A 25,425-nucleotide genomic window follows, 5' to 3' on the forward strand; every position below is an offset into this window, starting at 1 on the left:
GAACGCACCATGTCTTTCGATACCCAACATACCGCGTCGTACTACGCCGCCACGGCGCGCAACGCGGCGCCCTACCCCTGCCTCGACGGCGAGCTGACGGCTGACGTGTGCGTAGTCGGCGGCGGGCTGACCGGGGTCAACACCGCGCTGGAACTGGCCGAGCGCGGGCTTTGCGTGGTGCTGCTGGAGGGCCGGCGCATTGGCTGGGGCGCCAGCGGGCGCAACGGCGGCCAGCTGATTCGCGGCATCGGCCATGATGTCGGCGGCTTTGCCCGTTACGTTGGCCAGGACGGCGTGCGCTACCTGCAGCAGGCCGGCATCGAGTCGGTGGCACTGGTCGCTCGCCGCATCGAGCAATACGCGATTGCCTGCGACCTGCGCTGGGGCTTCTGCGAACTGGCCAATACCCCGGCACAGTTCGCTGCCTTCAAGGCTGAACAGGAAGACCTGGCCAGGCTGGGCTACCGCCACCACACCCGCCTGGTCGGGCCCGAGGGCATGCAGGAGATCGTCGCCAGCGACCAGTATGCCGGCGGCCTGGTGGACATGGGTTCAGGCCACCTGCACCCGCTCGACCTGGTCCAGGGCGAAGCGCGCGTAGCCCAGGGCCTGGGCGTACGCATCTTCGAGCAGAGCCCGGTGCTGCGCATCGAGCATGGCCCCACCGTGACCGTGCATACGGCGCGCGGCAAAGTACGGGCACAGAGCCTGGTACTGGGCTGCAATGCCCACCTCGACGACCTGGAGCCACGCCTGAGCGGTAAAGTGCTGCCGGCCGGTAGTTACGTGGTGGCCACCGAGCCGCTGCCGGAGGCCGTGGCCAGCAAGCTGATCCCGCAGAACATGGCCCTGTGTGACCAGAAAGTCGGCCTGGACTACTACCGCCTCACTGCCGACCGCCGCCTGCTGTTCGGCGGTGCATGCCACTATTCCGGCCGCGACCCCAAGGACATCGCGGCCTACATGCGGCCAAAAGTGCTCAAGGTGTTCCCACAACTGGCCAACGTGCGCATCGACTTCCAGTGGGGCGGCATGATCGGCATCACCGCCAACCGCTTCCCGCAAGTGGGGCGGTTGAGCCAGCACCCCAACGTTTTCTATGCCCAGGGCTATTCCGGGCATGGGCTGAACGTAACCCACTGGACGGCGAAGCTGCTGGCAGAAGGCATCGCGCTGGGGCAGAGCCAGGGCCTGGACGTGTTCAGCGCGGTGCCGCACCTGACGTTCCCGGGCGGCAAGGCGCTGCGCTCGCCGCTGCTGGCGCTGGGGATGTTGTGGTATCGGTTGCGGGAGGCGCTGGGCTAAACGCGAGTCAGGCCGAGCTTGTCGCGGGAGTGACGTTCTCGCGACGGTTCAACTTTATAAACAGCATTACAACCAAAGTGCAAACATATGATTTATAGACATATTTTTTAAAAGCAAATCAAATAAATCCTCTAAAGAATCGCCTGCAATCCCTTGATTGCAATGACATTTAGCAGCTTCAGCGCAGGCCCTGCAGGACGTGTCTCCCCCTGCTCCCATTTACGCACCGTTGATGCGCTGGTATGCAGATGCAATGCGAATACCGGTTGGCTGAAATTCAGTGCCTCGCGAAGCTGGCGAATATCCAGCGCACTGAAATCCCGCACCGGAGCGGGACAGAGCATTTCGAAATCCCGAAGGGTAACCTTGCCAACAGCCCCGGCCTCATGAAGTACGGTCAGATCCTCACGCAACGATTCAACAATTTTGCTGCTCACAGCAAACCTCCATCAAAACACCTGATTGCAAAGCCCGCCTGAGCGCTACGGGACAAAGCTCCAGGAAAACCCTGCCAGCGAAGCGCAACGCTTTTTGTTCTTCCAGCGTGATATTGGCCTTGTCACTCTTGGCAAACCCGTGCAGAAACACATAACGATTGCCGATTCGAGCAGACAGCAGTGTCCGGTAACCACCTCGCTTGCCAGTACCGTGCCCTGCAACACGCTTCTTGAACAAGTCGCCGCCGAGGCTGGCGTCAATCAGCCCTCTGCGCATTTCATTCACCGCCTGGCACAACATCGCATCTGATAATTTCTGCCCGGCTTGCCAGCGCGCAAAATCCTTGCGCTTGAGAACTTCCATGAGCGGTCTCCAAACCATACCCGTTACGGGCATAGTTTTTCAACGGTAGCCACGATCGCATAGACGCTCTTTCCGGCCAAATCGTAGGAAAAGTCAACGCCTCAACTCGTTACCGAAGCGACTTTTCGCCGACCCACTGGCCATCTGCCAAGCACCTGCTAGCGTTGTTCTGGCCGACCCATCATGGATGCAAAACCATCATGAAATCACTGCCCCGCGTTACCCTGTTGTGCGCCGCTTTGCTCGCTGTGGCCGCCTGCTCCAGCAACCGCGTGGACCCCAAGGACTATTCCGGCTTTCTCAAGGACTACAGCCGCCTGCAGGAAGCGAAAAGCCCATCCGGTGCATCGGTGATGCGCTGGATCGACCCCAAGGTCAATATCAACCAGTATTCGCAAGTCTTCATCGAGCCGAGCCAGTTCTACCCCAAGCCGCAGGCGACGGCGGTCATTTCCCAGCAGACGCTCAATGAAATCACCCGCTACTTCAACGATGCCCTGCGCCGTGAAATGGGCAGCGTGCTGACCCTGGCCAAGGCACCCGGCCCTGGCACCATCGTGGTACGCCCGGCGATCACTGCCGTGTCAACCAGCAATGAAAGCCTCAAACCCTACGAATTCATCCCGATCGCGCTGATTTCCGCAGGCGTCAACACCGCCATGGGCGGCCGCGACCAGGAAGTGGATGTCGGTGTCGAAGCGGCCTTCCTCGACGGCGGCAACCAGAAGGTACTGGCCCAGGTGGTACGCAAAGGTACCGGCAAGGAGCTGGAAAACGACAAGACCAAGCTGACCCTGAACGACGTCAAGCCGGTACTGGACGGCTGGGCCAAGGACATGCGCGCCAGCTTCATCACCCTCAAGAACAAGAGCAAATAGCCATCAGCCGCTCCGCTCGTCGGAGATAGTTCAAAAACGCCATCACTGCCTGGCAGCCCTGCTTTACTCAAGCGGGCTGCCAGGCAGGCGGCACCGCAGACCAGGGACTGGTTGCACAAGCTGGCTGACAACAGCCGCTCGCTCCGGGCAGGCAGCACTGCCGCTCGGCTCCCCTTCTCCCCGCTTTCCGCCCGCCTTTGCAGCCGTGTATCGGTATTTCATTCATCGAATGCAATGGAGGCAATCATGTCTGACTCACTGCTCGCACCCTCGGCAGGCCTGTTCCCGGTGTCCTACCAGATCGGCAACGCCGCCGCCGGCGCCCCGCGCCTGCAACTCGACCTGCTGGTCTATACCCCGGACCGCAGCCTTAACGGCACAGCCCAGATCACCCAGGCCGTCAACCCACCGCTGGACCTGCACCTGGATGTCTGGGGCAGCTACACCTACCTCACCGTTCAGCCACCAAGCGAAGGCAGGATCCTGATCACCGCCCAGGGCAACCAGGGTGGCCCACACGCCAACTCCCCGGTGCAGTTCAAGTTCAGGGCGCTGCTCGAGCCAGGCTGGCAGCATGGCGTGGCCGATTACGAGTATTACAACGGCCAGCGCTGGGTGAGTGTGGACAACGTCCCGGTCACGCTGGAAGGCCAGCGCATCCAGCAACTGGCCAATGTCGACCTGCACAGCGAACTGCACAACGCCACCCTCGAGGCCGCGATCGCCAACGGCGATCTCGCCCACCTCAAGCAGTTGGCCACGGGCGGCCTCGACCAGGCCATCGCAGCGACCAAGTCCCCGGCCACCAAGGCCGCCAAGAAAGCCTGAGCAGGCAAGGAGAAACATCATGGCAATCGGACTGTTCCATGTTCGCCTGAACGTCAGCAACGGGTTGCTCGGCGCCCCGACCCTGACCCTCGATCTGCTGGTCAACAGCGTGACCAAGAAAATCTTCGGCAAGGCCCGGGCCAGCCAGGCCACCTACCCGTCGCAGCCATTCCAGGCGAATGTGTGGGGTGACTACAGCGAACTGCAGTTCGCGCCGGCTGGCGCACCGTCGATCGTCCTCAGCCTGGACGGCAGCCCCAGCGGCCCACTCAGCCAGATCGCGCAGACTTTCCACCTGCACGGCCTGCTGGATACCGGCTGGAGCAACGGCTCGGCCAGTTACCGGTACTTCAGCAACGGCCATTGGGTCGACCAGCACGGGCGAGTGCGCAAGGCTCCGGATGTGACCCACCAGGGCCGGCCGCAACTGGCGCAGCGGCTGAAAGCGGCTGTCAGCCAGCTCGAAAACGTTTAACCCGCACACAGCGTTCGCCGGCAGGGCCACCTGCCGGCGAAACGCCGATCAACACTCGACGAACGCGACCGCCAGGCCGCCCCGCGAAGTTTCCTTGTAGTTGGCGTGCATGTCGGCACCGGTATCGCGCAGGGTACGGATCACCCGGTCGAGCGAGATGAAATGCTCGCCGTCACCCCGCAAAGCCATCTGAACGGCATTGATCGCCTTCACCGCAGCAATCGCATTGCGTTCGATGCACGGCACCTGGACCAGCCCGCCGACCGGGTCGCAGGTCAGCCCGAGGTTATGCTCCAGGGCAATCTCGGCGGCGTTTTCCAGTTGCGGCGGTGTGGCCCCCAGCACTTCGGCCAGACCGGCAGCGGCCATCGAACAGGCCGAACCGACTTCCCCCTGGCAGCCGACTTCAGCCCCGGAGATCGATGCATTCTTCTTGCACAGGATGCCGACCGCGGCAGCCGCCAGCAGAAACGCCACCACATCATCGTCACAGGCGCTCGGGTTGAACTTCATGTAGTAGTGCAACACCGCCGGGATAATGCCGGCGGCGCCATTGGTGGGCGCGGTGACCATGCGTCCACCGGCGGCATTCTCTTCGTTGACCGCCAAGGCAAACAGGTTGACCCACTCCATGGCGCTCAAGGTCGAACCGATCACATTGGGCTGGCCAGCTTCCTGCAAGCTTCGGTGCAGGCGCGCGGCACGGCGCTTGACGTTGAGGCCACCGGGCAGGATGCCTTCGTTGCGCAGGCCGTTGTCGACGCACTCGCGCATTGCCGCCCAGATCCGCAGCAGGCCTTCGCGCACCTCGGTTTCCGGGCGCCAGGCACACTCGTTGGCGAGCATCAGCTGGGCCACGCTCAGCTGGTTGGCCTTGCACAGGGCCAGCAATTCGGCACCGCTGGAAAACTCGTACGGCAGGTGAACGGCATTGGCCTCAGCCTGCGGTGCGTCGAGTTCGCCCTGCTCGACGATGAAGCCACCGCCGATGGAATAGTAGGTCTGCTGGAACAGGCTGCCCTGCCCGTCCATGGCCTGCAGGGTCATGGCATTGGGGTGATACGGCAGGCTTTCGTCCAGCAGCAGCATGTCGCGGGCATACTGGAACGTCAGCGGGTGGCTGCCATCGAGCATCAGGCACTGCTCCTGCAGCAACTGATGGATGCGCGGCTCGATGGTGGCCGGGTCGATACGATCCGGCCACTGCCCCATCAGGCCGAGCAGGCAGGCGCGATCGGTTGCATGGCCGACCCCGGTGGCGGAAAGGGAGCCGTACAGGCGCACTTCGATGCGCTGCACCTGCGTCAGCAGGCCTTGCTCACGCAACGCCTGGGCGAAGCTTGCCGCCGCCCGCATCGGGCCTACGGTGTGGGAACTGGAGGGGCCGATGCCAATCTTGAAAAGGTCGAAAACACTGATAGCCATGCTAATGCCTGACCGTGTCGGAGCTTTACACTGCCGCACGGCTGTCTGAGAAAATTGAGCGGTATTGCCAATTTGCGCGATACTGCCGCGGTCACTGGCAGATGACCAACGAAACTTCCTAAGCAAGGCTTTAGTGGTACTAAACGATGAGGCGGCAACTCAATGGCCAGATGTTCGTCTGGCTGCATGTCTTTTCCTGCGCGGCACGGCACCTGTCGTTCACCCGCTGTGCCGACGAACTGCACATCACCCCCGGTGCTGTCAGCCAACAGATGCGCCAACTGGAAGAGCGCCTGGGCTACAAACTGTTCCTGCGCCGGGCACGCGGCGTGGAGCTCAGTGCCGAGGGCCAGCGCCTGGCACAGACGGTCACCGAGGCCTATGGCAGCATCGAGGCCGAACTGTTGCGCCTGGATGCCGGTGAAATCCGCGGCACCTTGCGCCTGCGTTCGATCCCGTCGTTCCTGGCCAAGTGGCTTACTCCCCGATTGCCGCGCTTCCAGCAGCGTTACCCGGACATCGAACTGCGCCTGGTCGCCGAAGACAGCGCCCATGCGTTGCACCCCGGCGACTTCGACCTGGCCATCGACCTCAACGACGGCAGCTACCCAGGCATGCTGTCGACGCCTTTGCTGGATGAACAGATCTTCCCGGTCTGTTCACCTGCGCTGCTGCGTGGTCGCCCACCGCTGCATGGCCCGGCCGACCTGGCGCATTACCCGCTGCTGCACGACATCACCGCCTGGCGCGGCAGCTCGGAATATGCGGAATGGGAGTTCTACCTGGAAGGCATCGGTGCCGGCGGGCTGGACGTGCGCCGGGGACATACCTTCAACCGCAACCACCTGACCATCGAAGCGGCGATCGCCGGCGTCGGCGTGGCGATTGCCCGGCGCACGCTGCTCAATGACGAGCTCGAACGCGGCGCCTTGATCGTGCCGTTTGGCCACCCGATTGCCAACCACAAGCGCTACATGGTGCATTACCCCCCAGGCGGCCTGAACCAGCCGGGCGCGCGTGCGGTGCATGACTGGCTGGTGGAAGAAGCGCAAGGCTTTCGCGCCTTGCACCCGCTGACGCTACCGGCCTGATCACTCGACGGCTATGTGCCGGATGTCGAAGTCGAACGATGGCACAAAGCCGGTCGCGAGCAGGTGTGGGCACTCCGAGGGCTTGTAGTCATCGCTGAGCAAGTCCTGGGTGCTGTCATAGCCGGGCATGGATATCCCGGCCATGTTCAGCAGCGTATGCGGCAGCGAGCCGATGCTGACCTGCTGGTCCTCCCTGGCCTTCAACTTTTCCAGTTTGGCCATCTGCTCTGGCGAAAGGTCGCCGCTGGACCAGACAAACGCCGATGTCGACAGGTCGTACTGGTTACCGATGCCATGGCCCAACAGCTTTCGGCTGTCATCCAGCAGGTTCTCGCCATGGTCCGACGCGTAGACCAGCAGGGCTTTCCTGTGCCTGGCCGCCAGCGTTTGCATGATCGAGAACAGCAGCCAGTCGGTGTACAGGACCGAGTTGTCGTAATCGGCCGTGATCCGGTCTTTCTGGCTGCCGCTGGCCGGCTTGAACCGGGCGAAGTCACGTGGGTAGCGCCGAGCGTATTCGAAGTGGCTGCCCTTGATGTGGATGAATATCGCCTGGCGGCGCCCATCGGCCTTGCCCAGCACCTGTTGCAACACCGGCACCAGCGCACCGTCGTAGCTGCGCTCCAGGTACTGGCGGTACTGAGCTTCTGCGGCGATCTGCGGAATGATCCCGCCAAAGCTGTCGACCTCCTGCGAAGACAGCCAGTACGTGTCGTAGCCGGCCGCACGCAGGATCCCCACCAGCGATTTGTTCGATGCAATCAGGTCCCAGTCGCGGATGGGGTGCAGGCTGAGCAGCGAAGGCACGGCAACCGACGTGTAAGGTGCGGTGGTGCACATGCGCTTGAACTTGAACAGCCCAGGCTGCTGATCGAGGTGGGGCGTGGTGGTGTTCGGGTAACCGTACAATGACCAGTTGTGCGGGCGCGATGACTCGCCGATGACGAACACCAGTGTCTCGAGGTCGGCCTGGTCGGAGATGCGGGTGATGTTCACCTGCGCCGCCATGCGTTGCTGGATATGCCCCTTGGACTGCCAATACAAGGCCGCCGTCAGGCCGAGCTGCGACAGGTAACCTGCGGGCGTGCTCTGGTCTTTCGCCAACAGGTCGAGCACTGCGCCCTTGCTCAGTGAGTTGAGCGTGACGGTCTTGTAGAAATACGCCCCATAGCCCAGCAGCAAGCCGCCGAACGCCAGCGCAAGCATGGCCTTGTTGCGGTGCTGGCGGCGGCCGTGGAGCCCGGCCAAGCCCACCCCGTAGCACACTGCGAACACCGCCAAGGTCGCAGCGATCGAGCGCCAGTAGGTGGCGAAAAAGTCCGTCGCTTCCTTGTAGTTGGTCAGGGCAATGTACAGGTAGGCCGCCGTCAGCCGCGAACCGAAGTTCAGCACCACGAACAGGTCGATGCTCGCCAGCAGGTAGAACGGCAACAGCAGCAGATGCACCTTGAACGGGTTGGCCGATATGAAGCGGATTGCCAGTAGCCACAACAACGAAATGGCAAAGGTGTACAGGACCAGCAGGTCGATTTTCGCGCATTGGCAATCGGCCAACAGCCTGGCGAACTGCGGCGAAAATAGAAAGGCCCAGAGCAGCAGCGAGGGCCACTCGGCTTTCAACAGCCTGGCGATAGCGGCGCCTCCCGCGGACAAGATGATGATGCCCCTCCCCGCCCTGCCGGACTGCGGCGTCAATAAGCCTGCTTGCCAGTGAAGGCATTGAGGGTTCGTACCAGGATCACGAAGTCGAGCCACAACGACCAGTTGTTGATGTACTCGATGTCCGAATTGACCCGCTGGATCATCTGCTCGATATCCTTGGTCTCCCCCCGGTACCCGCGTACCTGCGCCAGGCCCGTCATGCCGGGCTTGATGTTGTGGCGGGCGAAGTAATCGACGATGTCCTGCGAGTACAACGTGTCGTGCTGCAAGGCATGGGGGCGCGGGCCGACCAGCGACATGTCGCCGGTCAGCACATTGAACAGCTGCGGCAGCTCATCGAGGCTGGTGCGCCGAATGAACGCCCCAACCCGGGTCAGGCGCGGGTCATTGCGCTGCGCCTGCTCGACCACGCCGTTTTCCGGCTGATGCACATGCATGCTGCGGAATTTCCAGATACGGAACGATTCCCCCGTCCAGCCGGTACGGTCCTGGCGGAAAAACACCGGCCCCGGGCTGTCGAACTTGATGATCAACGCGACCGCCAGCAACACCGGCGAGGCGCACAGCAGGATGAGCGCGGCCAGCACGCGGTCTTCCAGGTTCTTCAGGAACAGGCTGGTCCCGGTCAGCGGCGTTTCCGACAGGGTCAGCACCGGGATCCCGGCAATTTCGCGCACGCTGTGGTTGATCAGGCGCAGCGAGAAGATGTCCGGAACCCAGTTGACCGCAATGCACTTGTCGAGCAGCTTGAGGTACACATCCTGAATCACTGCCGACCCGCCAAGGGGCGTGACCAGGTAAACCGTGCGGATGCCATGCTGGGCGATGATCTCGTCGAGATCGGCGATGCTGCCCAGCACGGGCAGGCGCAGCTTTGCATCCTGGCCCTCGCGGGCCTGATCTTCTTCCTGATCGACCCAGATGCACCCCATCACCCGCTCGCCGAACCATGGGTTGTTGCTGATCTTCTGATACAGGAAGTTGGCCAGGTCGCCATTGCCGATGATCAAGGCATTGTCCAGCCGCGCATGGGCGGTGAAGCGCTTTTGCAACTCGCGCATGGCCACGTGCAGGAACAGCTGGACGATGTAGCCGATGACAAACAGTTGAACGACCAGCAACCGTGAATAGGTTTCGCTCTGTTTGGTCAGGAAGGCGATCACCACCAGGAAACAGAACGTCGCCGACCAGGCCTTGAACAGCCGGAAGGCCTTTACCGATAGCCCCACATTGCTGCGGTAGATGGCGTAGTGGTCATAAATGACCGCCAGCGCGCCGATCAGCAGCAGCAGCATGATCACGTAGTCCGAGGTGATGTAGCCAAACTGGTCGTAGATCAGGTACCACGCCACACTGGTGACGGCAATCCCATCAAGGCCGGCTTGCACGGCGTTGCTGACGCTACTTCTTCGCTGGAGCAACGACCGACTGCTTCTGGGTTCGAACACCATCGTAAGGCCTCACTGAACTGTGTGTGGCAAAAGCCTGACCATCACAACGAAGCGATGGAAACTCACCTCAGGTAGCTGAAAAACCTTTGAAAATTCGCAGCACGGCGCCCCGCCTCGATTGATATCACTGTAGCAGTACCCGGCGTTTGCTGCGGGGGCTCATCGACCGCCCCGACAGGCAGCATTCAGCTTCGCCGTCGTGCTCGCTGCGCAGGCGCTCTGGCATAAAGCAGCGCACGCACCAGGAACAACGGATTACCCAGCACATAACGGGTAAACAGGCGCTTGGGCTCTTTGAGCAACCTGAACACCCACTCACCGTTCAGGCGGCGCACCCAGGAAGGCGCTCGCGCCACCTTGCCACCCAGGAAGTCGACAATCGCACCGCCGCAGACGATCAGGCAGGGGCCGTCCAGTGCCGCCAGGCGAGCGGCGAGCTGTTCCTGCTTGGGCATTCCCATGCCCAGCACGATCAGCGCAGGCTGTTGTGCCTGGGCAAGGGCGAGGTAAGTGTCGAGTTCGGCGAAACCCTCATGCCGTGACACCACGTGCACGCCATAGCGCGCTTCGCAGCGTTGCACGGCCTCGGACAGGAACGGTTCGCGGGTTCCCCAGAATGCCACGCGCCTGCCATTGAAGGCCGCCAGCAGCTTGGGAATGAAGTCCGTGCCGTTCATGTTGAGCCCAGGAGCCAGTCCCAGGCGCCGCAGCAATATCGCCATGCCGGCACCGTCACGCAGCAGCACGTCAGCGGCCGAGAGTGCCTGGCAGTAATCAGCCTTGCCGGCAACCAGGTTCATGGCATGGGCGTTGACGAAAGCCAGTATGGTTGCCCGCTGTGGTGAACCTAACGTCGCGAGCAGGCATTGCTCATCCGTTGCATCCTGGACCAACCGCAGCTTGCCGATGACCGTGTCCCAGCGTTGCAACCCTGTCCAATCCCGCATCAGCTGTCATCCCGCTTCGATCGCACCCAGTCGACCTGGCGCTTGAGTAGGAACCCCAGGTACAGGGGGATTTTCCTCGCCGCATAGAACGGCGCGTACAGCAGTACCGAAAACGGGATCAGCTCCCGTGCGAAGCGCCCCCACGCCAACAATACAGCGGCACCGAGCAGGCCCAACGCCAGCGTGGCAAGTAGCGCTGGCAGCAGCACGCCGAACATGCCGAAGGCCAGCCAGGTGACCGCGAACAGCACCATCAGCAGCAAGGACAACAAGGCCAGCGGCGGCACCAAAAGGTCCATGGCCATGCCCAGCAGCGGCCAGTTACGTCGCACCAGTGCGTGACCTAAAAGCCTGGGCCCCTCAGCCAGCACCACCCCCAGGTGCCCATGCTCCCAACGCTTGCGCTGGATGTTCAGGCCTTCCTGGCTGGTGGGGAAGTGACTGTTGACGACAGCGGCCGGGCAAAACAATGGCGGTTTTCCCAGCGCGGCACACTCCAGGCCCAGCTTCAGGTCTTCGACCAGGTGCCCGGTCGCCAGGTTGAGGGCCGACAGGTCTTGCCAGGCAAATGCCATGCCCGCCCCCATCAGCTGGCAAGGCATCCCCAGCCGGGCCCAGCCCAGTGGGCGGACCAGGTTCTTCACGCGCCAGGCAAAGGCAGCCACCTGCACCTTCAACCCTGCACCGCCAGGCGCATGCATCAGATACAGCGCTTGCGCAGGCCGGGCGTTGTCGACGCAACAGTGCGCCAGCTGCTCGAGCGCACCCGCGCCGAGCTGGCAGTCGGCGTCGATGATGATCAGCACCTCAGGGGGCGACTGGCGCAGGTGCTGCACCCCGAAGTCCAGCGCGTAGCCCTTGCCACGCCGCTGGAGATCCTGGCGCTCGACCACTTGCGCGCCCGCCGCGCGGGCCAGGTTCGCAGTCTGGTCCGTGCAGTTGTCGGCAACTACCAGCAACTGGTCGCCCTCGCACAATTGCGGCCTGATGCTGGCCAGCGTCGACGCGATCAGCCTTGCTTCGTTGTGCGCCGGCACCAGCACCGCCACCCGCGCTCGCGCAGCTTGCCGGGCTACCCGCGCAGGCGCAGGCAAACAGGCGAGCACCACCTGGGCAAACAGCACCAAGGTCGGCATCAGGACCAGCAGCGCCGCCAGGACCAGCAACGCGCTCAACAGGTTCAGCATGCCGCCCCCCTGAAATGGCTGACCAACCGGGCTGCTTCGGTGTCGATGTCGTGGCGCACGAGCACGCGCTGGCAAGCAGCCTCGCCCATGCGTTGCAGCACCTCCACCGGTTGCTGCAGGCAGTCGAGCATGGCCTCGGTCAACGCCTCGACGGAACCTGCCGCGAACAACCAGCCGTTGTCACCCTGGCAGACCAGTTCGGGAATGCCTGCCACGTAAGTGGTAAGGACCGGCCGACGCAACGCCATGGCCTCCATGATGACCACCGGCAAGCCCTCGGCAAAGCTGGGTAGCACCAGGGCACGCGCGGCGAGGATTTCATCGCGCACCTGCGCGCTGCTGATCCAGCCCGTGATACGCACCTGCGCCTGCAAGCCGTACCGGGCGATCAGCGCCTCGATCGGGCCGCGCATCTCACCATCGCCCGCCAGCACCAGCTTGAAGTCCACACCCCGGCTCGCCAGAGCGCGGGCCGCCTCGACCAGCAGCAACTGGCCTTTCTGCTCGCACAGCCGCCCCACGCAAACCAGCCGGGGCGCGGCGGGCGGCGCCAGTGCAACTCCCTGGTGGAAGCTGCGCTCCAGGCCACAATGCACCACCTTGACCTTGTCCCAATGCTCATGGGCCACCCAGCGATACAACTGACTGCGACCGAAGGAACTGACGGCAGCCACGAAAGCGGCCCGGCGCACCTTCTCGCCCAGGTGCAGGATCTGCGCCTTGTCGAACTCTTCCGGCCCATGCACGGTGAAGCTGTAGGCCGGCCCGCCGAGGGCATTGGCCAGCATCACCACCTCGGTCGAGTTGGTGCCGAAATGCGCATGCACATGTTCCGTGGCGGATGCCTGCAGCCATTGCAGCAAACGGCATGCTTCGGCCAGGTAGACCACGTGGTAGGGCCATGGGCGATCTGCGCGCCAGCCCAGGCGAAGCGCCAGGCGCAGTGCGCCGAGAAAACGCTTGGGTCGTGCCCGCACGACGTCGAACAGCGGCCTCAGCAAGCCGTACAACCCTTGCTCCAGCACATAGCGGGTCTTGCCCCGTTCTGCCAGGTCTTCCGGGTCGTGCAGTTCGGCATCCCAGCCTCGCAGGGCGATGCGCTGAACCTCGATGCCCTGGCGCTCCAGCGCCTGTATTTCGCGGCGGATGAAACTGTGGCTGACCTTGGGATACTGATTGATGAAATAAGCGATACGCATAGAGCCCCGAATCTGTGTCCGTTTACGGGATGACCAGGTCTGCCATGGCCTGCTGCACCGGGCTGCCGGCCAAGGCGGTCTGGATCTGGCCAAACACGTCATCCAGCAACGCATGGCGCCTGCGGTACATGGCGCGTTTCTTCGCTGCAACGTCCTCTGCCGCACGTTGTGCGGGGGCCAAGGGAATGCTGAAGAAGTCTTCGCGGTCCGATGGCACGGCGCCATTTTCCTGCCAGATGACATCGTAGTTGGCCGCCAGGTCCTGGTGCTTGTCGGCGCCAAAATAGGGGTGGCGATGGTGGCGGTATTCGTCCCCCACCGCGTAGATACGCTCGGCCCCCACCGTCCTCGCCACGCATTTGATCGCCTCGATCAGCAGGCTCCTGGGGCGCAAGCCTTCGAAATCCTTGGTCAGCTCCCGGTAGATGGTCAGCGAGGTATCGCTGTCCACGCCCTTGTGGATGCCCTGCACGGCGCCGATGTACAGGCACAGGCCCGCCGCTTCCCGGCACAGGGTAAAGGCCAGCGAAGCCACCCGCAGATCGCCCTGGAACAGGTTGACCACCAGCTCGCCTTCGCGCTGAAACCAGATCGGCCGGTCGAGCACCAGGCTGCAGCCGCTGGCGTATGCCGACAGGTCGCACAGCCGCCGATGCTCGTCACGTCGCAACAACAGCAACGGGGCACAGTGCGCGGCGACCACTTCGTAGTGCGACGCCACCGCTTCGAGCCGCTGTGGGGCGCTCCAGCACTTGCTGATATATGGCCACTGAACCACGCCAATGCAGTCGACGCCCAACCGCTCGAAGCGCTCCTGGCCCAGCGCCTGCGACATGCGCTGCACGAACGCCTGCAGGCCGGACCACTCCCGGGCCATCGCTACTGTCAGCTTGAACTTGTTGTTGAGCGCGCGCAGCGAAAAGCCGGGCTGCAAGGTGAGCACGCTCCTGGCCAGCGATCTGAACGTCATCGTCATGTCATTTGTACTCGATCAGCAGCGCCTTGCCGGCCGCATACCTGTTCAGCAGGAACTTCGCCTGGCCGAGCATTTCCGGAAACTTGCCCACTACCAGGAACACCGCCTGCCACCAGTTCTCCCGCGTCGAGCGCCCACCCCGGCGGGCCAGGCGCACGACCTGCAACGGATAGACCAGCAACAACCACAGCCCCCAGCCGCCCGACAACAGGCTCACCGCCAGGATCGCCAGTGGCAGGTTCAGGCCCCACAACCAGGCGCGCCGTGACTCGCGCAGCCAATGGCGCTCCGGCGTCTGCCCATGCAGGTAGGCGCCTTCGGCATAGGCATAACCGGCACGCAGGCTTCGCCGCCACCATTGCCCGAATCGGGTCATGGCGGCATCGTGCAGGGTCATTTCATCGGCCAGGCGCCAGATCTTCCAGCCCCCGGCACGCAGGCGCACGCACAGCTCCGGCTCTTCACCGGCAATCAGTTCGGGGCGAAAACCGGACACCGCCATGAAGGCGTCGACGCGCATCAGGGCATCGCCCCCACAGGCCTTGGCTTCCCCCACGGGGGTATCCCATTCGAGGTCGCAGAGCAGGTTGTACACCGAACGCTGGGGGAAGCGTTCGCGACGGCGGCCACACACCACTGCCACGTCAGGGTGCTGGTCGAGAAACGCCTGGGCCTTGCCCAGCCAGCCGGCATCCACTTCACAGTCACCGTCGACGAACTGCACATGGCGGATGCCGGGCACGATGCCTTGCAGGCAGGCAAAGCCTTCATTGCGTGCGCGTGCGGCGGTAAAGGGTTGCGTCATGTCCAGCGCCACCACTTCAACGCCCAGCCGCTTCGCCAGCTGTACCGAGCCATCGGAGGAGCCGGAATCCACATACACCAGCTGATCCGCACGCCCCATCAGCGACAACAGGCAGCGCTCCAGGCGCTGGCCTTCATTGCGGCCGATCACCACCACTCCAATGCCTGTCTTCATGGGCGTCACTCGTCAGCTGCGGGCCAGGTCAGGTGTACTGCATCGCACCACTGTGCTTGCGTGCCTTGATGGTCGCAGGTACCCCTACTGCCAGGCAGTTGTCCGGCACATCGGTCAGCACCACCGCGTTCGAGCCTATCGCCACGTTGTTACCGATGCGTATATTGCCCAGCACCTTGGCGCCAGCGCCGATGTCCACGTTGTTTCCGAATACCGGGGCAATGGGTTCGTCGACATTTTTCAGGCCTACCACCACGCCATTGCGGATCCGGCAATCGTCGCCAAAACGCGCATAGCCGCTGATGACGATGCCGCCGAAGTGGTCGATGACGAAGTTGCGGCCAATCACCACCTCGCAGGGCAGCTCGACCCCTGTGATGATCTGCACGAACTTGAACAGCACCTTGTAGAGCAAGGAGCACAGCTTGCGCAGCAAGGCCGGGCGCACACCATAACGCCAGCGGCCAAAGCGGTAGACCAGCAGTACCCAGAACCCCTGGGCGCCCCAGTCACCACCATGAGCGCGCAAGTCTGCACGGATGTTATCGAACATGGTTTCACCTACCGTGTGGGCTGGCTGGCAAACTGGGTCTTGAACAACAGTGACCAGGTGGCGCGGGTATGCCGCCAGCACGCCTTGATCGCGGCCAGGCCGCGGCCCTTGAGCAATGCCTTGAGCGCCAGCACCAGGTCGCCCAGGCTCACCAGCAGCATGTGCAAGGCCAGCCCCGCTGCACCGTGATGCTTGCGGAAATACAACAGTTCGCTTTCGATCTGGTAGCCGGAAATCTGCCGGCTCGCCGCTTCCAGTTCAGCCACCGACTTGGAGCTTTCTCCGCCGATGTGCACCACGGTGGTATCGGGGAAATACACCACTTTCCAGCCGGCCGCCTTCACCCGCTTGCAATGGTCCACCTCCTCGTAATAAAGGAAGTAGCGCGGGTCGAACAGGCCTACCTGATCCAGCACTTCGCGGCGCACCAGGTAGAAGCAGCCGGGCAGCCAGTCACACTCACGCACCGAGGCGTGGTCCCAGTCCATTTCATCGACCATTTTCAGCCCCGGGAAAAAACGCTGGAGCCCGGTGCGCCCGACGAACACGTTCAAAGGGGTCGGGAAATAGCGACAGCTCGGCTGCAGGTCACCCTCCCGGCCCACCAGCCGCACCCCCAGAATGCCGCACTCCGGGTGTGCGTCCATGTAGTCGATGGTTTTCTGCAGGCTGTCGGCGGCCACAAAGGCGTCGGTGTTGAGCAGCAGCGCGTACTTGCCCTGCAAGTGCGCCAGCAACTGGTTGTTGGCGCGGCCGAACCCGACATTGAGCTTGTTGCTCAACAACAGGGCTTGCGGGCAGACCTTGCCCAGACGCTCCACAGAATCGTCCACCGAGGCATTGTCCACCACCAGGTAGCTGGCCAATGCCTCACCCCCTGCGGCGCGCAGTGCATCGAACATCGGTTGCAGCAACCCTGCGGTGTTGAAGTTGACCACCATCACGTCGACAGGCTTCTTATCCATTGCTGCCGTCCCCGAAGAAATAGCGACGCCTGTGCATCGCCAGGGTTGACTCCAGCGACGGGTCGAAGGAGCCTTTGCGTTGCTTGATCAGGTCTATCCAGGGGTAGGCGTTGCAGCGCGCTTCGACCCGTTTGATCAGGTCTTCGGTAGTGCAGATGAACTTGGCCGGGTTGCCGCCGACCACCGTCCCGGGCGCTACGTCTTTGGTCACCACCGCACCGGCAGCCACCACCGCATCTGGCCCGATGGTCACTCGCGGCATGACGATTGCGCCGTGGCCCACGAAACTGTTGTCCTTGACGTCGATGACACCGACCGAGTCGAGCTTTCTGCCATAACAGAGTTCGATCAGCGCCACCACGCCGTCATGGCCGATCAACGTGCAGTCGGACAAGCCGACGTTATTGCCGATGCGTACCAGGGCCGGGTCGGTGACGTTGCAACCCACATTCATGTGAAAGTTGCTGCCCACCGAATAGAACTTGCCCCATCGATGCTGAAACTCGCCCCACTGCCGCGGAGTGGGTTTACAGAGTTTCAGGTAGGCCGTCACGCCCCGCCCGGTGGTGTTGGCATAACGCGCCACTGCACTGCGTATCCATCCAAACATATGGCAAGCCTCGCAAATCAAGCGACCCTGGACTGTCCCTGAGGCGAACACGGTCTCGTTCTTGTGAGTGTTGACCCTGTCGCACTCAACCCTTGCACACCGCTACTTCAGTTCAACAGGCTCAGGCCACCGCCTTTGCCGCACGCATCTTCTCGTTGAGGTGGTCGGCCAGCCTCAAGGCGAATTGCAGCAGTGGCATGGTCGGGTTCGAAGCCCCGCCGGTGGCAAACACGCTGCTGCCAGCGACGTAAAGGTTTTCAATGCCAAACACCTTGCAATTGGTATCGACTACCCCGTCCTTGGCATTGGCCGCCATCCGCGTGGTGCCCATGTGATGCGCATGCGGTGACAACCTCAGCGGCAGGCTGGTGTCGTAGACGTAGTCGTTGAGCTTGACGAAACCCAGGCCCATTTCTGCGAACTGCTTGGCCAGTTCACTGCCGATGCACTTGATCGTGTGCCGGTCGCTGGCGCTCAGTACCCAGTTGACGTTGACCTTCGCCACCCCCAGGTCGTCCTGCTCGTCCAGCAGCGATATGCGGCTCTGCACGTTGGGGAACTGCTCGATCAGGGTGCTGATAACGCCATCGCCGGGGCAGCTGAACTTGGCCACGAATTCGATCTTGCTGGCCACGCCCATTTCGCAGGCCAGGTTTTCCAGGAAGTACTTCACCTCAGCCGTACGCCCGTAGGTGCGCACATCGGCCAGCACAGACGCCAGGACATTGCCTTTACCGGCGTGATACTCGGCGACGAAGGCATCGGTGGTGAAATACTGGCGGGGCTCCGTATCTTCGCCGCTGCGCAGGACGAAGGTACCCATGTCGATATTCAGGTGCTCCATGAAGCACCGCCCGACCAGCCCGTCCTTGTGCACCACGCCGGCCTGCACCAGCGACTGGCTGTTGAGCAGTTGCCTGGCGTTTTCAATGGCCCCCATGGCGAGGATGTAATTGCGCGCGGTGACAGGCTGGCGCTTGCCGTCGTAGTCGGAAACCTGCACGGCCTTGAGCTGCCCAGCGGCCTGATCGAACAGCAGGTCGACACAGTTGCAGTTGATGAATACATCCAGCCCAGGCGTTTCGTTGAGCGCCGTGGCGTACTTCTGCGCAAAGCGCGTTGGCGGGCTGAGCAGAAAGCGGTCGGCATCGAAATCGCCACCGTTGAGGCCCGCATTCACCGCGCGAAATTCCGCGCCCTGGGGCAGATCGACGATTTCCATGGCGCCTGGCAAATAGCGTTCGACTTCTGCATAGGGAATTGGCCAACCCGGCATGTCGACGGGTGGGGGCACGGCAAAATCAGAAGCAGTGAAAGGCCGGCAGCGGCCCATCCAGTGATTGGAGGTGCCGCCCAGGTAACGCAGGCGGGCTTCCCCGGGGTACAGCTCGAGGCCAGTGGAGGTGCACTTGTACAGCGCCTGCGAGCGCGGCGTGTATTCGCGCCCGCCACCTTCGAGCAACGCTACGCTCCAGCCGGCCGTGGCCAGGCGCAACGCCAGGGTGATCCCCGCCGGGCCTGCGCCCAGGATGCAGAAATCGTAGGCCTTTCGCAGGCTTTTGTCGGCGTCGTAATCCTTGATCATGAGCGTCCGTCCTGGAAGTATCCGACCGGCAATACCCAACCATTGATGATGACGAAACCGCCCTTGGGCTCAGGGTTGCGCGCTGCCTTGGCATTGGCGCAGACACCGAACGCGGCCGCCCCGGCACTCAGCAAGACACAACTGCGGACAAAGCTTCTGCGCCCCAGCGAAGACGTACAAAACTGCAGCTTCCCCATGATCACAGCCCCATACCGTTGATTTTGTTATGCCCCGCGCACTGCTGCGGGCCTTGTCGGGCGACCATCAGGATCAATCGAAAACGCGCGTCAACAAGGTACCCCTATCGCAATCATAGGCATAACCAACGCCACTCGCCTGTGCTGGAACGTTCGCATCGCCACGTCTCGAATCGACTGCATGACTTCAATCTCCGACCGAATGGCTAGAAGTCACTATAGTTTCATTTAGCCACGATGCTAGCCTCCATCCAGCCCACCGAGGGATAGGTGCCTACAGCCCATGCCAGAACATTTGCGAGCCCTGGTCGTCATTCTGCTTGTGGCCAGTGTGGTTTTCTTCATGGCCCGCCGTCCGGCGGCCGATCTGATCGCCGTTGCGGACTTCAAGCGGCGCCGCAATCTATGGTTCACCCTGACCCTGATGGCGTTCTTCGCCCACAGTTTCTGGGTGTATGCCGCAGCCGCCACGGTCATCCTGCTGGTCGCCAGGCGACGTGAGCACAACCCGCTGGCGCTGTTTTTCATGCTGTTGTTCCTGATCCCGCCGGCGATGACCGAAATACCTGGCTTTGGCGTGATCAACTACCTGTTCGACATCAATCACCAACGGGTACTGACCCTGTGCGTGCTGCTCCCGGCGGCGCTGGTGCTGAGCAGGCAAAGCGAGAGCGTTCGCTTCGGCCGGCTGCTGCCCGACAAGCTGCTGCTGGCCAGCCTGGTACTGACCAGCGTGCTGGCGCTGCGCGAGACCACGGTCACCGACACGCTGCGCCAGGTGTTGAGCCTGTACATCGATGTGTTTCTGCCCTACTACGTGGCCAGCCGTGGCTTGCGCGAACTCAATGACTTCAAGGACGCCATGCTCGCGTTCGTCCTTGTTGGCTTCCTCCTGGCGCTGCTCGGGGTCGCCGAGTATGTCCGTCACTGGCTGCTGTACAACGCCCTGCTCGATGCCCTGGGGCTGCAATGGGACATGAAGGCCTACCTGAGCCGTGGAGGCTCGCTGCGTGCCAGTGTCACCACCGGCCAAGCCATCGTGCTCGGCTACGTGATGGCGGTGGCCGTGGGTTTGTTCCTGTTCGTCCAGCACTTCGTGCAGCGGCCTGCGCACCGCTACCTGGGCGCCCTGCTCCTGGCTGCCGGGCTGTTTGCGCCACTTTCGCGCGGCCCGTGGATCGGCGCCGGGGTGATCGTGGTGGTGTTCATCGCACTGGGCCGGCACGCGGTGTCACGCCTGGCATTGCTGGCCCTGGCCGGGGTATTGAGCCTACCGCTGCTGAGCGTCATGCCCGGTGGCGACAAGATACTCGACCTGCTGCCCTTCATCGGCAAAGTGGACACAGAGAACATCACCTACCGCCAACGCCTGCTCGACAATTCGTGGATCGTCATCCAGCGCAACCCGCTGTTCGGCTCCTTCGATTACCGCAGCACCCCGGAAATGCAGTCCATGATCCAGGGCGAAGGGATCATCGACATCGTCAACACCTACGTCGGCCTGGCCCTGCGCATCGGCTTGGTGGGGCTGGGGCTGTTCCTGGGCTTTTTCGCCTGCATCCTGCTGGGTATCTACCGGGCGATGCGCGCGGTCAGCGACAACGCTGACCCGTACCGCCTGCTGGGGCGTGTGTTGCTGGCGACCTTGCTGGGGATCCTGGTCACCATTTTCACCGTCAGCAGCATCACCGTCATCCCGATCGTGTACTGGTCGATTGCCGGGCTCAGCGTCGCCTACATACAGATGATGCGCCGACAGGCCATTGAAGAGCCCCGCCAGGTGACCACCATCAGCCTTCAACCGAGGTAGTTCGATGCCCAGCCTTGCCCTGTGTACATGGACCCGCACATCGCTACTGGTCGGCCTGCTGGCATTGCCAGTGGGCGCCTGGGCATCCGAGTGGGTGGTGCGAGTCGACGAACAGAACGGCCTGCCCACATTGACCCACGGCGGTGGCCCGGCGTTTGTCCCCAGCTTTGACTTCTGGGGCGCGAACTGGGGCTGGACCGGGTTCTATCCGACGCTCAAGGTCGATGGCCCCTACCGTTACACGCTGAGCGGCACCAACAAGGACCTGGACTTCGACCTCAAGGCCGTCATCCATAAGCCCCAGGCGCAAACCCTCAGCTGGGACTTCGACCTGCAGGCGCACAGCCGGCAGAGCGACGTGATGGGTGGCGGTATCGTCTGGCGCTTCGACCCCACGCTGATTGCCGGGGAAATGGGCGACCCGGTGCTGTTGCCCGACAACCGCGGCTGGGCGTGGGGCAAGAACCCGCAAGGGCCGCACGTCGAAATGCGCTTCGATCCACCGCTGGCCAAGGTCTATTTCGAACGCGGCAACACCGACCAGGTGCGCACCTTCTTCTACACCGACCCGATCAAGCCTGGGCAACAGCACATCAAGGCGCAGCTCAGCGTGACCGGGGATATCACCATTGGCCAGACCGCGACGGAACGCTTCGGCATGAGCGACCCCACGACGTGGCCGGATGACCAGCTCGACTGGCGCACCTCACCGGTCGACCTGTCGTTCCTCAACGCGCCGGAGAAACCGGCCGGCAAGCGCGGCTTCGTCAAGGCCGAGGGTGAGCAGCTGGTGTTCGCCGACGGCACCCCGGTACGCTTCTGGGGGACCAACCTGTCGGCCTATTCGCTGTTCCGTACACCCGACGAGGAAATCAGGCTGCAGGCCAAGCGCCTGTCGGCGCTGGGTTTCAACCTCGTGCGCCTGCACCATCACGACTCCCCTTGGGTGACGCCCAACATTTTCGGCGACCTGCAGCAGATCAAGGACACGCAAACGCTCAGCGCCGAGTCGTTGAAGAAGATCGACCTGTGGGTCAAGAGCCTCAAGGACGAAGGCATCTATGTCTGGCTCGACCTGCATGTGTCGCGGCCAGTCACGGCCGCTGACAACATTTATGGCTTCGACGAGTTGCCCAAGGACCATGGTGTCGCCGGGCTCAAGGGCTACCTGTTCGTCAACGCCAGCATGCAGCAGGCCTTGAAGCGCTTTGCCGAACAGTACCTGACCCACGTCAACAGCTATACCGGGCTGGCCTACAAGGATGACCCGGCGATTGCCGCCGTGCTGATCACCAATGAGAACGACGTCACCCACCACTTTGGCAACGCGCTGCTACCCGACAAGGAGGTACCCAAGCACAGCAAGCTCTACATGGACCAGGCCAAGGCCTTTGCCGAGCGCCATGACCTGCCCGCGGACAAGACCTGGCGTGCCTGGGAGCATGGCCCTTCGAAGCTGTTCCTCAACGACCTCGAGCAGCGTTTCTATGCCGACATGATCGGTTACCTGCGCACGCTGGGCGTCAAGGTGCCGATCGCCACCACCAGCACCTGGGGCCTCAATGGCTTGTCCTCGCTGCCTGCACTGACTGCCGGTGATGTGGTCGACGCCCACAGTTACGGCGGCCTCGGCCAACTGGAGAAGAACCCGCTGAGCAGCGACGGCATGATCAACTGGCTGGGCGCGGCGCAGGTGCTGGGCAAGCCGATGACCGTCACCGAGTGGAACGCCGAACCCTTCCCCCTGCCTGACCGCCACACGCTGCCGCTGTACGTGGCCGGCACCGGCAGCCACCAGGGTTGGGACGCGATCCTGCAGTACGCCTACAGCCAGCAGGCGTTCTTTGAACAATGGCGCCGGGCCGACAACTGGAACGCCTACAACGACCCGGGGCTGATCGCCACCCTTCCCGCCGCCGCCCTGCTCTATCGGCGCGAGGACGTGCACCAGGCCAAGACCCGCTACGTCTTTGCACCCGCGGCAGAAACACTGTTCAACCAGGACATCTCGCCAGCCAACTCGGTGATGTTGCGCACGGCCATGGAAAAAGGCCGCCTGCAGATCGCCATGCCGCACACCCAGCAGTTGCCGTGGCTGCGGGCCGGCACGCTGCCGGCCGACGCGCAGGTGCTGAAAGACCCGGGGCAGTCACTGATCGATGCCAATGCCAGCGAAGCCGTCAGCGACACCGGCGAGCTGCGTCACAACTGGCAGCAGGGCCTCTACACCATCGATACGCCCATGACCCAAGCGGCGAGCGGCTGGCTTGGCGGCCAGTCGCTCAACGTCGGCGACATTCAGGTCCAGCTGAAAACCGGCTATGCCAGTGTCGTGGTGCAGAGCCTGGACAGCAAGCCGCTTGCCCAGTCGCGCAGCCTGCTCATTTCACTGGGCAGTCGCGCCATCCCCAGGCCCGAAGACGTCACGCCCTTCCATGTCGAACCACTCGACGGCAGCCTGAGCATCAAGGCGCCGGCTGGCCTGAAACTCTACAGCCGCAGCAGCGATGGCAAGGAAAATGCCTTGCCGGCGAGCTACAAGGATGGGCGCTACCTGATCACGTTCGATGGCCAGCACATGGCCAACTGGCTGTTCTTGAAATAGGGCATATCGCCATCTACAGTCATTGAAGCCCTGTACACCAGGCATTCAACGCTGCGTCTGCTCCAGGAGGATTGGATGAAGTATCTGGTTGTCGGTGGTGCAGGTTATATCGGCTCACACATGGTCAAGCACCTGCTGCGTGCCGGCCATGACGTGGTGGTGGCAGACCTCCAGGCGCCGGCATCCGGCGTCGAATGGGTGTGCCTGGACATTGCCGACGGCCACGCGCTGGACACCCTGTTCAGCGACTACCACTTCGAGGCCGTGTTCCACTTCGCCTCGTTCATCCAGGTCGGCGAGTCGGTGGCAGACCCCGACAAGTATTACTTGAACAACGTCTGCTCGACCCTCAGCCTGCTGGAGGCCATGGTACGGGCAGGCATCAAGCGGCTGATCTTCTCCTCCAGCGCCGCGGTATACGGCGACCCCCTGTCTGTTCCCATCGACGAGCAACACCGCAAGCTGCCGATCAACCCGTACGGGCGCACCAAGTGGATGGTGGAGCAGATGCTCGAAGACTTCGACCGGGCCTATGGCCTGCGTTCGGTCAGCTTGCGCTATTTCAATGCCGCAGGCGCTGACCCGGACGGTGAGTTGGGCGAATGCCACGAGCCGGAAACCCACCTGATTCCATTGATCCTGCAGGCGGCCTCCGGGCGACGCGAAGCCGTGACCGTGTTCGGCCATGACTACGACACCCCGGATGGCACCTGCATCCGCGACTATATCCACGTTGCCGACCTGGCCTGCGCGCACGCCCTGGCCGTGGAGTACCTGCAGGCCGACGGCGCGACGACGGCGTTCAACCTGGGCAACGGGTTGGGGTTCTCGGTGCAGGAAGTGATCGATACTGCGCGGTCGGTTACCGGGCGGCAGATCAATGTGATCGAGGCCCCACGCCGCGCTGGCGACCCGCCCCGGCTGGTGGCGGATGCCGAGAAAGCCAGGTCCGTGCTGGGCTGGCAGCCTGCGCTCAGGTCACTGGATGAGATCGTCAGTCATGCGTGGGCGTGGGAGTTGAAGTATCCCTGGAGGTGACAGCCAGCCCCTTCACGGTTGCTCGACGCGAAGGGGCCACCTCTCACTCAATAGTAGGTCCGCGGTTGCTCATCCGCCTTGTTCAACACTGCCCCCACCAGGTTCGATGAAGCCAGGTGATACAGGCAATCCTCGATATCCTTCTTGCTGTTCATGCCATTGGCCACCACCAGCAGCACACAGTCGAACCTCGGCAGCACAGTGATCGCGTCGTCCGAACTCAGCAGTGGCGGCAAATCGAAGATGCAGATCCGCGATTCATAACGGTCGCGCAGCTCGCCGATCAGGGTGTTCACCTTGGGCGACGACAGTACCTCGGTAGACATCGGTACCGGCTCGCGTGTCGGCAGCACGACGAAGCGTGGCAGGGTCGGATTGACCAATGCCTCTTCGAGCCAGGCCTTGCCATCGAGCACGTCGTTCAGCGCCTTCTCCATCGGCAAGCCGAGGCTGCTGCCAACCCGTGGGCGACGCAGGTCGAAGTCCACCAGCAAAGCGGTCTTGTTGGTGTGGTGGGCGATGCTCATGGCCAAGTTGACCGCCAGCACCGTCTTGCCCGCCTCGGGGGTTGGCGAGGTAATCGCCAGCGTGCGCCAGCCATTGTCCTCCATGGCCTGCAGCACCTGGGTGCGCAACAGGTCGATCGCCCCGCTCATGTTCGAGTTCTTGTTGAAGGAAACGATCCGGTTGCGCTCCAGGTGGTCCGCATTGAGCGGCACCACCTTGGTCTGCACGTAATCGAACAGCCCGAGTTCCCCGGGTTTGTCCATGACCGATGGCACCTGCGCCGTATCGGACGTGGCTGGCGAAACCTGGTGAATGTTCTTACCAATAGCCGGCGTACTTCTGTCCATCGCT

At 62.8% G+C, this 25,425-nt stretch carries 23 protein-coding genes; 8 read left to right on the forward strand and 15 right to left on the reverse strand.

Features of this window, described 5'->3' with window-relative positions; genetic code table 11:
* Positions 1–9: 9 nt before the first annotated feature.
* Positions 10–1,305 carry an NAD(P)/FAD-dependent oxidoreductase gene (locus HU738_RS18400; RefSeq protein ID WP_186603020.1) on the forward strand — a complete coding sequence of 432 codons (1,296 nt, stop codon included), beginning with the start codon at positions 10–12 and terminating at the stop codon, positions 1,303–1,305.
* Between the two features lie 131 nt (positions 1,306–1,436).
* On the opposite strand, the gene HU738_RS18405 is transcribed toward HU738_RS18400, so the two are convergent.
* Positions 1,437–1,742 (reverse strand): helix-turn-helix domain-containing protein, encoded by a 306-nt coding sequence (locus HU738_RS18405; RefSeq protein ID WP_176509570.1) that lies wholly within the window; start codon positions 1,740–1,742, stop codon positions 1,437–1,439.
* Positions 1,723–2,106, reverse strand: coding sequence for a type II toxin-antitoxin system RelE/ParE family toxin (locus HU738_RS18410; RefSeq protein WP_176509571.1), 384 nt, complete (start codon positions 2,104–2,106; stop codon positions 1,723–1,725). The genes HU738_RS18405 and HU738_RS18410 overlap by 20 nt, the downstream gene beginning before the upstream one ends.
* 200 nt (positions 2,107–2,306) lie before the next feature.
* Between HU738_RS18410 and HU738_RS18415 the strand changes: the two genes are divergently transcribed.
* The 3 genes from HU738_RS18415 to HU738_RS18425 all read left to right on the forward strand — a co-directional run bounded on the left by HU738_RS18415 (position 2,307) and on the right by HU738_RS18425 (position 4,287).
* Complete coding sequence (locus HU738_RS18415) at positions 2,307–2,984, forward strand: DUF3313 domain-containing protein (protein WP_186603019.1); 678 nt, start codon at positions 2,307–2,309, stop codon at positions 2,982–2,984.
* Positions 2,985–3,230: 246 nt separating this feature from the next.
* Positions 3,231–3,812, forward strand: a complete 582-nt coding sequence (locus HU738_RS18420) for a DUF1842 domain-containing protein (RefSeq protein WP_176509573.1) — start codon at positions 3,231–3,233, stop codon at positions 3,810–3,812.
* Between the two features lie 19 nt (positions 3,813–3,831).
* Positions 3,832–4,287: a DUF1842 domain-containing protein gene (locus HU738_RS18425; RefSeq protein ID WP_186603018.1), complete on the forward strand. Its 456-nt coding sequence runs from the start codon at positions 3,832–3,834 to the stop codon at positions 4,285–4,287.
* Between the two features lie 48 nt (positions 4,288–4,335).
* On the opposite strand, the gene HU738_RS18430 is transcribed toward HU738_RS18425, so the two are convergent.
* Positions 4,336–5,712 carry an L-serine ammonia-lyase gene (locus tag HU738_RS18430; RefSeq protein ID WP_186603017.1) on the reverse strand — a complete coding sequence of 459 codons (1,377 nt, stop codon included), beginning with the start codon at positions 5,710–5,712 and terminating at the stop codon, positions 4,336–4,338.
* A gap of 146 nt (positions 5,713–5,858) precedes the next feature.
* Here HU738_RS18430 and HU738_RS18435 point away from each other — a divergent pair, with 146 nt between their 5' ends.
* Complete coding sequence (locus tag HU738_RS18435; protein ID WP_176509576.1) at positions 5,859–6,803, forward strand: LysR substrate-binding domain-containing protein; 945 nt, start codon at positions 5,859–5,861, stop codon at positions 6,801–6,803.
* Here HU738_RS18435 and HU738_RS18440 read toward each other — a convergent pair whose 3' ends face one another.
* The 11 genes from HU738_RS18440 to HU738_RS18490 all read right to left on the reverse strand — a co-directional run bounded on the left by HU738_RS18440 (position 6,804) and on the right by HU738_RS18490 (position 18,917).
* Positions 6,804–8,456, reverse strand: coding sequence for a phosphoethanolamine transferase (locus HU738_RS18440; protein ID WP_189660615.1), 1,653 nt, complete (start codon positions 8,454–8,456; stop codon positions 6,804–6,806). It lies immediately after the preceding gene.
* Between the two features lie 38 nt (positions 8,457–8,494).
* Complete coding sequence (locus HU738_RS18445) at positions 8,495–9,916, reverse strand: undecaprenyl-phosphate glucose phosphotransferase (RefSeq protein ID WP_054885418.1); 1,422 nt, start codon at positions 9,914–9,916, stop codon at positions 8,495–8,497.
* Between the two features lie 185 nt (positions 9,917–10,101).
* Entirely contained in the window at positions 10,102–10,863 is a 762-nt protein-coding gene (locus HU738_RS18450) for a WecB/TagA/CpsF family glycosyltransferase (RefSeq protein ID WP_186603016.1), read from the reverse strand.
* On the reverse strand, positions 10,863–12,050 hold the full coding sequence (locus HU738_RS18455) for a glycosyltransferase family 2 protein (protein ID WP_186603015.1): 1,188 nt from the start codon (positions 12,048–12,050) through the stop codon (positions 10,863–10,865). Before HU738_RS18455 ends, HU738_RS18450 begins: the two co-directional genes overlap by 1 nt.
* Positions 12,044–13,249 carry a glycosyltransferase gene (locus HU738_RS18460; RefSeq protein ID WP_186603014.1) on the reverse strand — a complete coding sequence of 402 codons (1,206 nt, stop codon included), beginning with the start codon at positions 13,247–13,249 and terminating at the stop codon, positions 12,044–12,046. The genes HU738_RS18455 and HU738_RS18460 overlap by 7 nt, the downstream gene beginning before the upstream one ends.
* 22 nt (positions 13,250–13,271) lie before the next feature.
* Positions 13,272–14,219 (reverse strand): VirK/YbjX family protein, encoded by a 948-nt coding sequence (locus HU738_RS18465; RefSeq protein ID WP_186603013.1) that lies wholly within the window; start codon positions 14,217–14,219, stop codon positions 13,272–13,274.
* Positions 14,220–14,226: 7 nt separating this feature from the next.
* Positions 14,227–15,204, reverse strand: a complete 978-nt coding sequence (locus HU738_RS18470) for a glycosyltransferase family 2 protein (protein ID WP_186603012.1) — start codon at positions 15,202–15,204, stop codon at positions 14,227–14,229.
* A gap of 28 nt (positions 15,205–15,232) precedes the next feature.
* Positions 15,233–15,757 carry a serine O-acetyltransferase gene (locus tag HU738_RS18475; RefSeq protein ID WP_186603011.1) on the reverse strand — a complete coding sequence of 175 codons (525 nt, stop codon included), beginning with the start codon at positions 15,755–15,757 and terminating at the stop codon, positions 15,233–15,235.
* A gap of 8 nt (positions 15,758–15,765) precedes the next feature.
* The gene (locus HU738_RS18480; RefSeq protein WP_186603010.1) at positions 15,766–16,722 is read right to left on the reverse strand and encodes a glycosyltransferase family 2 protein; all 957 of its coding nucleotides are present in this window, start codon (positions 16,720–16,722) and stop codon (positions 15,766–15,768) included.
* A complete protein-coding gene (locus HU738_RS18485) occupies positions 16,715–17,332 on the reverse strand; it encodes an acyltransferase (protein WP_176509584.1) in 618 nt (205 codons plus the stop codon). Before HU738_RS18485 ends, HU738_RS18480 begins: the two co-directional genes overlap by 8 nt.
* Before the next feature lie 121 nt (positions 17,333–17,453).
* A complete protein-coding gene (locus HU738_RS18490; protein ID WP_186603009.1) occupies positions 17,454–18,917 on the reverse strand; it encodes an FAD-dependent oxidoreductase in 1,464 nt (487 codons plus the stop codon).
* A 480-nt stretch (positions 18,918–19,397) separates the two neighbouring features.
* Between HU738_RS18490 and HU738_RS18495 the strand changes: the two genes are divergently transcribed.
* From HU738_RS18495 to galE, 3 genes are all read left to right on the forward strand, one after another.
* The gene (locus HU738_RS18495) at positions 19,398–20,924 is read left to right on the forward strand and encodes an O-antigen ligase family protein (RefSeq protein ID WP_186603008.1); all 1,527 of its coding nucleotides are present in this window, start codon (positions 19,398–19,400) and stop codon (positions 20,922–20,924) included.
* Between the two features lie 4 nt (positions 20,925–20,928).
* Positions 20,929–23,529, forward strand: coding sequence for a glycoside hydrolase 5 family protein (locus HU738_RS18500; RefSeq protein ID WP_186603007.1), 2,601 nt, complete (start codon positions 20,929–20,931; stop codon positions 23,527–23,529).
* 75 nt (positions 23,530–23,604) lie between these two features.
* Complete coding sequence (gene galE, locus HU738_RS18505) at positions 23,605–24,567, forward strand: UDP-glucose 4-epimerase GalE (protein WP_186603006.1); 963 nt, start codon at positions 23,605–23,607, stop codon at positions 24,565–24,567.
* Positions 24,568–24,614: 47 nt separating this feature from the next.
* Here galE and HU738_RS18510 read toward each other — a convergent pair whose 3' ends face one another.
* Positions 24,615–25,421: a CpsD/CapB family tyrosine-protein kinase gene (locus tag HU738_RS18510; protein WP_186603005.1), complete on the reverse strand. Its 807-nt coding sequence runs from the start codon at positions 25,419–25,421 to the stop codon at positions 24,615–24,617.
* Positions 25,422–25,425: the final 4 nt, after the last annotated feature.

The organism is Pseudomonas vlassakiae (assembly GCF_014269035.2).
Classification (GTDB): Bacteria; Pseudomonadota; Gammaproteobacteria; order Pseudomonadales; family Pseudomonadaceae; genus Aquipseudomonas; species Aquipseudomonas vlassakiae.

Coding starts and splice junctions, on each gene's coding strand:
- HU738_RS18400 (WP_186603020.1), top strand. CDS start 10: ATGTCTTTCGATACCCAACATACCGCGTCGTACTACGCCGCCACGGCG.
- HU738_RS18490 (WP_186603009.1), bottom strand. CDS start 18,917: ATGATCAAGGATTACGACGCCGACAAAAGCCTGCGAAAGGCCTACGAT.
- HU738_RS18425 (WP_186603018.1), top strand. CDS start 3,832: ATGGCAATCGGACTGTTCCATGTTCGCCTGAACGTCAGCAACGGGTTG.
- HU738_RS18510 (WP_186603005.1), bottom strand. CDS start 25,421: ATGGACAGAAGTACGCCGGCTATTGGTAAGAACATTCACCAGGTTTCG.
- HU738_RS18435 (WP_176509576.1), top strand. CDS start 5,859: ATGAGGCGGCAACTCAATGGCCAGATGTTCGTCTGGCTGCATGTCTTT.
- HU738_RS18485 (WP_176509584.1), bottom strand. CDS start 17,332: ATGTTTGGATGGATACGCAGTGCAGTGGCGCGTTATGCCAACACCACC.
- HU738_RS18420 (WP_176509573.1), top strand. CDS start 3,231: ATGTCTGACTCACTGCTCGCACCCTCGGCAGGCCTGTTCCCGGTGTCC.
- HU738_RS18480 (WP_186603010.1), bottom strand. CDS start 16,722: ATGGATAAGAAGCCTGTCGACGTGATGGTGGTCAACTTCAACACCGCA.
- HU738_RS18470 (WP_186603012.1), bottom strand. CDS start 15,204: ATGAAGACAGGCATTGGAGTGGTGGTGATCGGCCGCAATGAAGGCCAG.
- galE (WP_186603006.1), top strand. CDS start 23,605: ATGAAGTATCTGGTTGTCGGTGGTGCAGGTTATATCGGCTCACACATG.
- HU738_RS18455 (WP_186603015.1), bottom strand. CDS start 12,050: ATGCTGAACCTGTTGAGCGCGTTGCTGGTCCTGGCGGCGCTGCTGGTC.
- HU738_RS18460 (WP_186603014.1), bottom strand. CDS start 13,249: ATGCGTATCGCTTATTTCATCAATCAGTATCCCAAGGTCAGCCACAGT.
- HU738_RS18410 (WP_176509571.1), bottom strand. CDS start 2,106: ATGGAAGTTCTCAAGCGCAAGGATTTTGCGCGCTGGCAAGCCGGGCAG.
- HU738_RS18445 (WP_054885418.1), bottom strand. CDS start 9,916: ATGGTGTTCGAACCCAGAAGCAGTCGGTCGTTGCTCCAGCGAAGAAGT.
- HU738_RS18430 (WP_186603017.1), bottom strand. CDS start 5,712: ATGGCTATCAGTGTTTTCGACCTTTTCAAGATTGGCATCGGCCCCTCC.
- HU738_RS18475 (WP_186603011.1), bottom strand. CDS start 15,757: ATGTTCGATAACATCCGTGCAGACTTGCGCGCTCATGGTGGTGACTGG.
- HU738_RS18450 (WP_186603016.1), bottom strand. CDS start 10,863: ATGCGGGATTGGACAGGGTTGCAACGCTGGGACACGGTCATCGGCAAG.
- HU738_RS18500 (WP_186603007.1), top strand. CDS start 20,929: ATGCCCAGCCTTGCCCTGTGTACATGGACCCGCACATCGCTACTGGTC.
- HU738_RS18415 (WP_186603019.1), top strand. CDS start 2,307: ATGAAATCACTGCCCCGCGTTACCCTGTTGTGCGCCGCTTTGCTCGCT.
- HU738_RS18465 (WP_186603013.1), bottom strand. CDS start 14,219: ATGACGTTCAGATCGCTGGCCAGGAGCGTGCTCACCTTGCAGCCCGGC.
- HU738_RS18495 (WP_186603008.1), top strand. CDS start 19,398: ATGCCAGAACATTTGCGAGCCCTGGTCGTCATTCTGCTTGTGGCCAGT.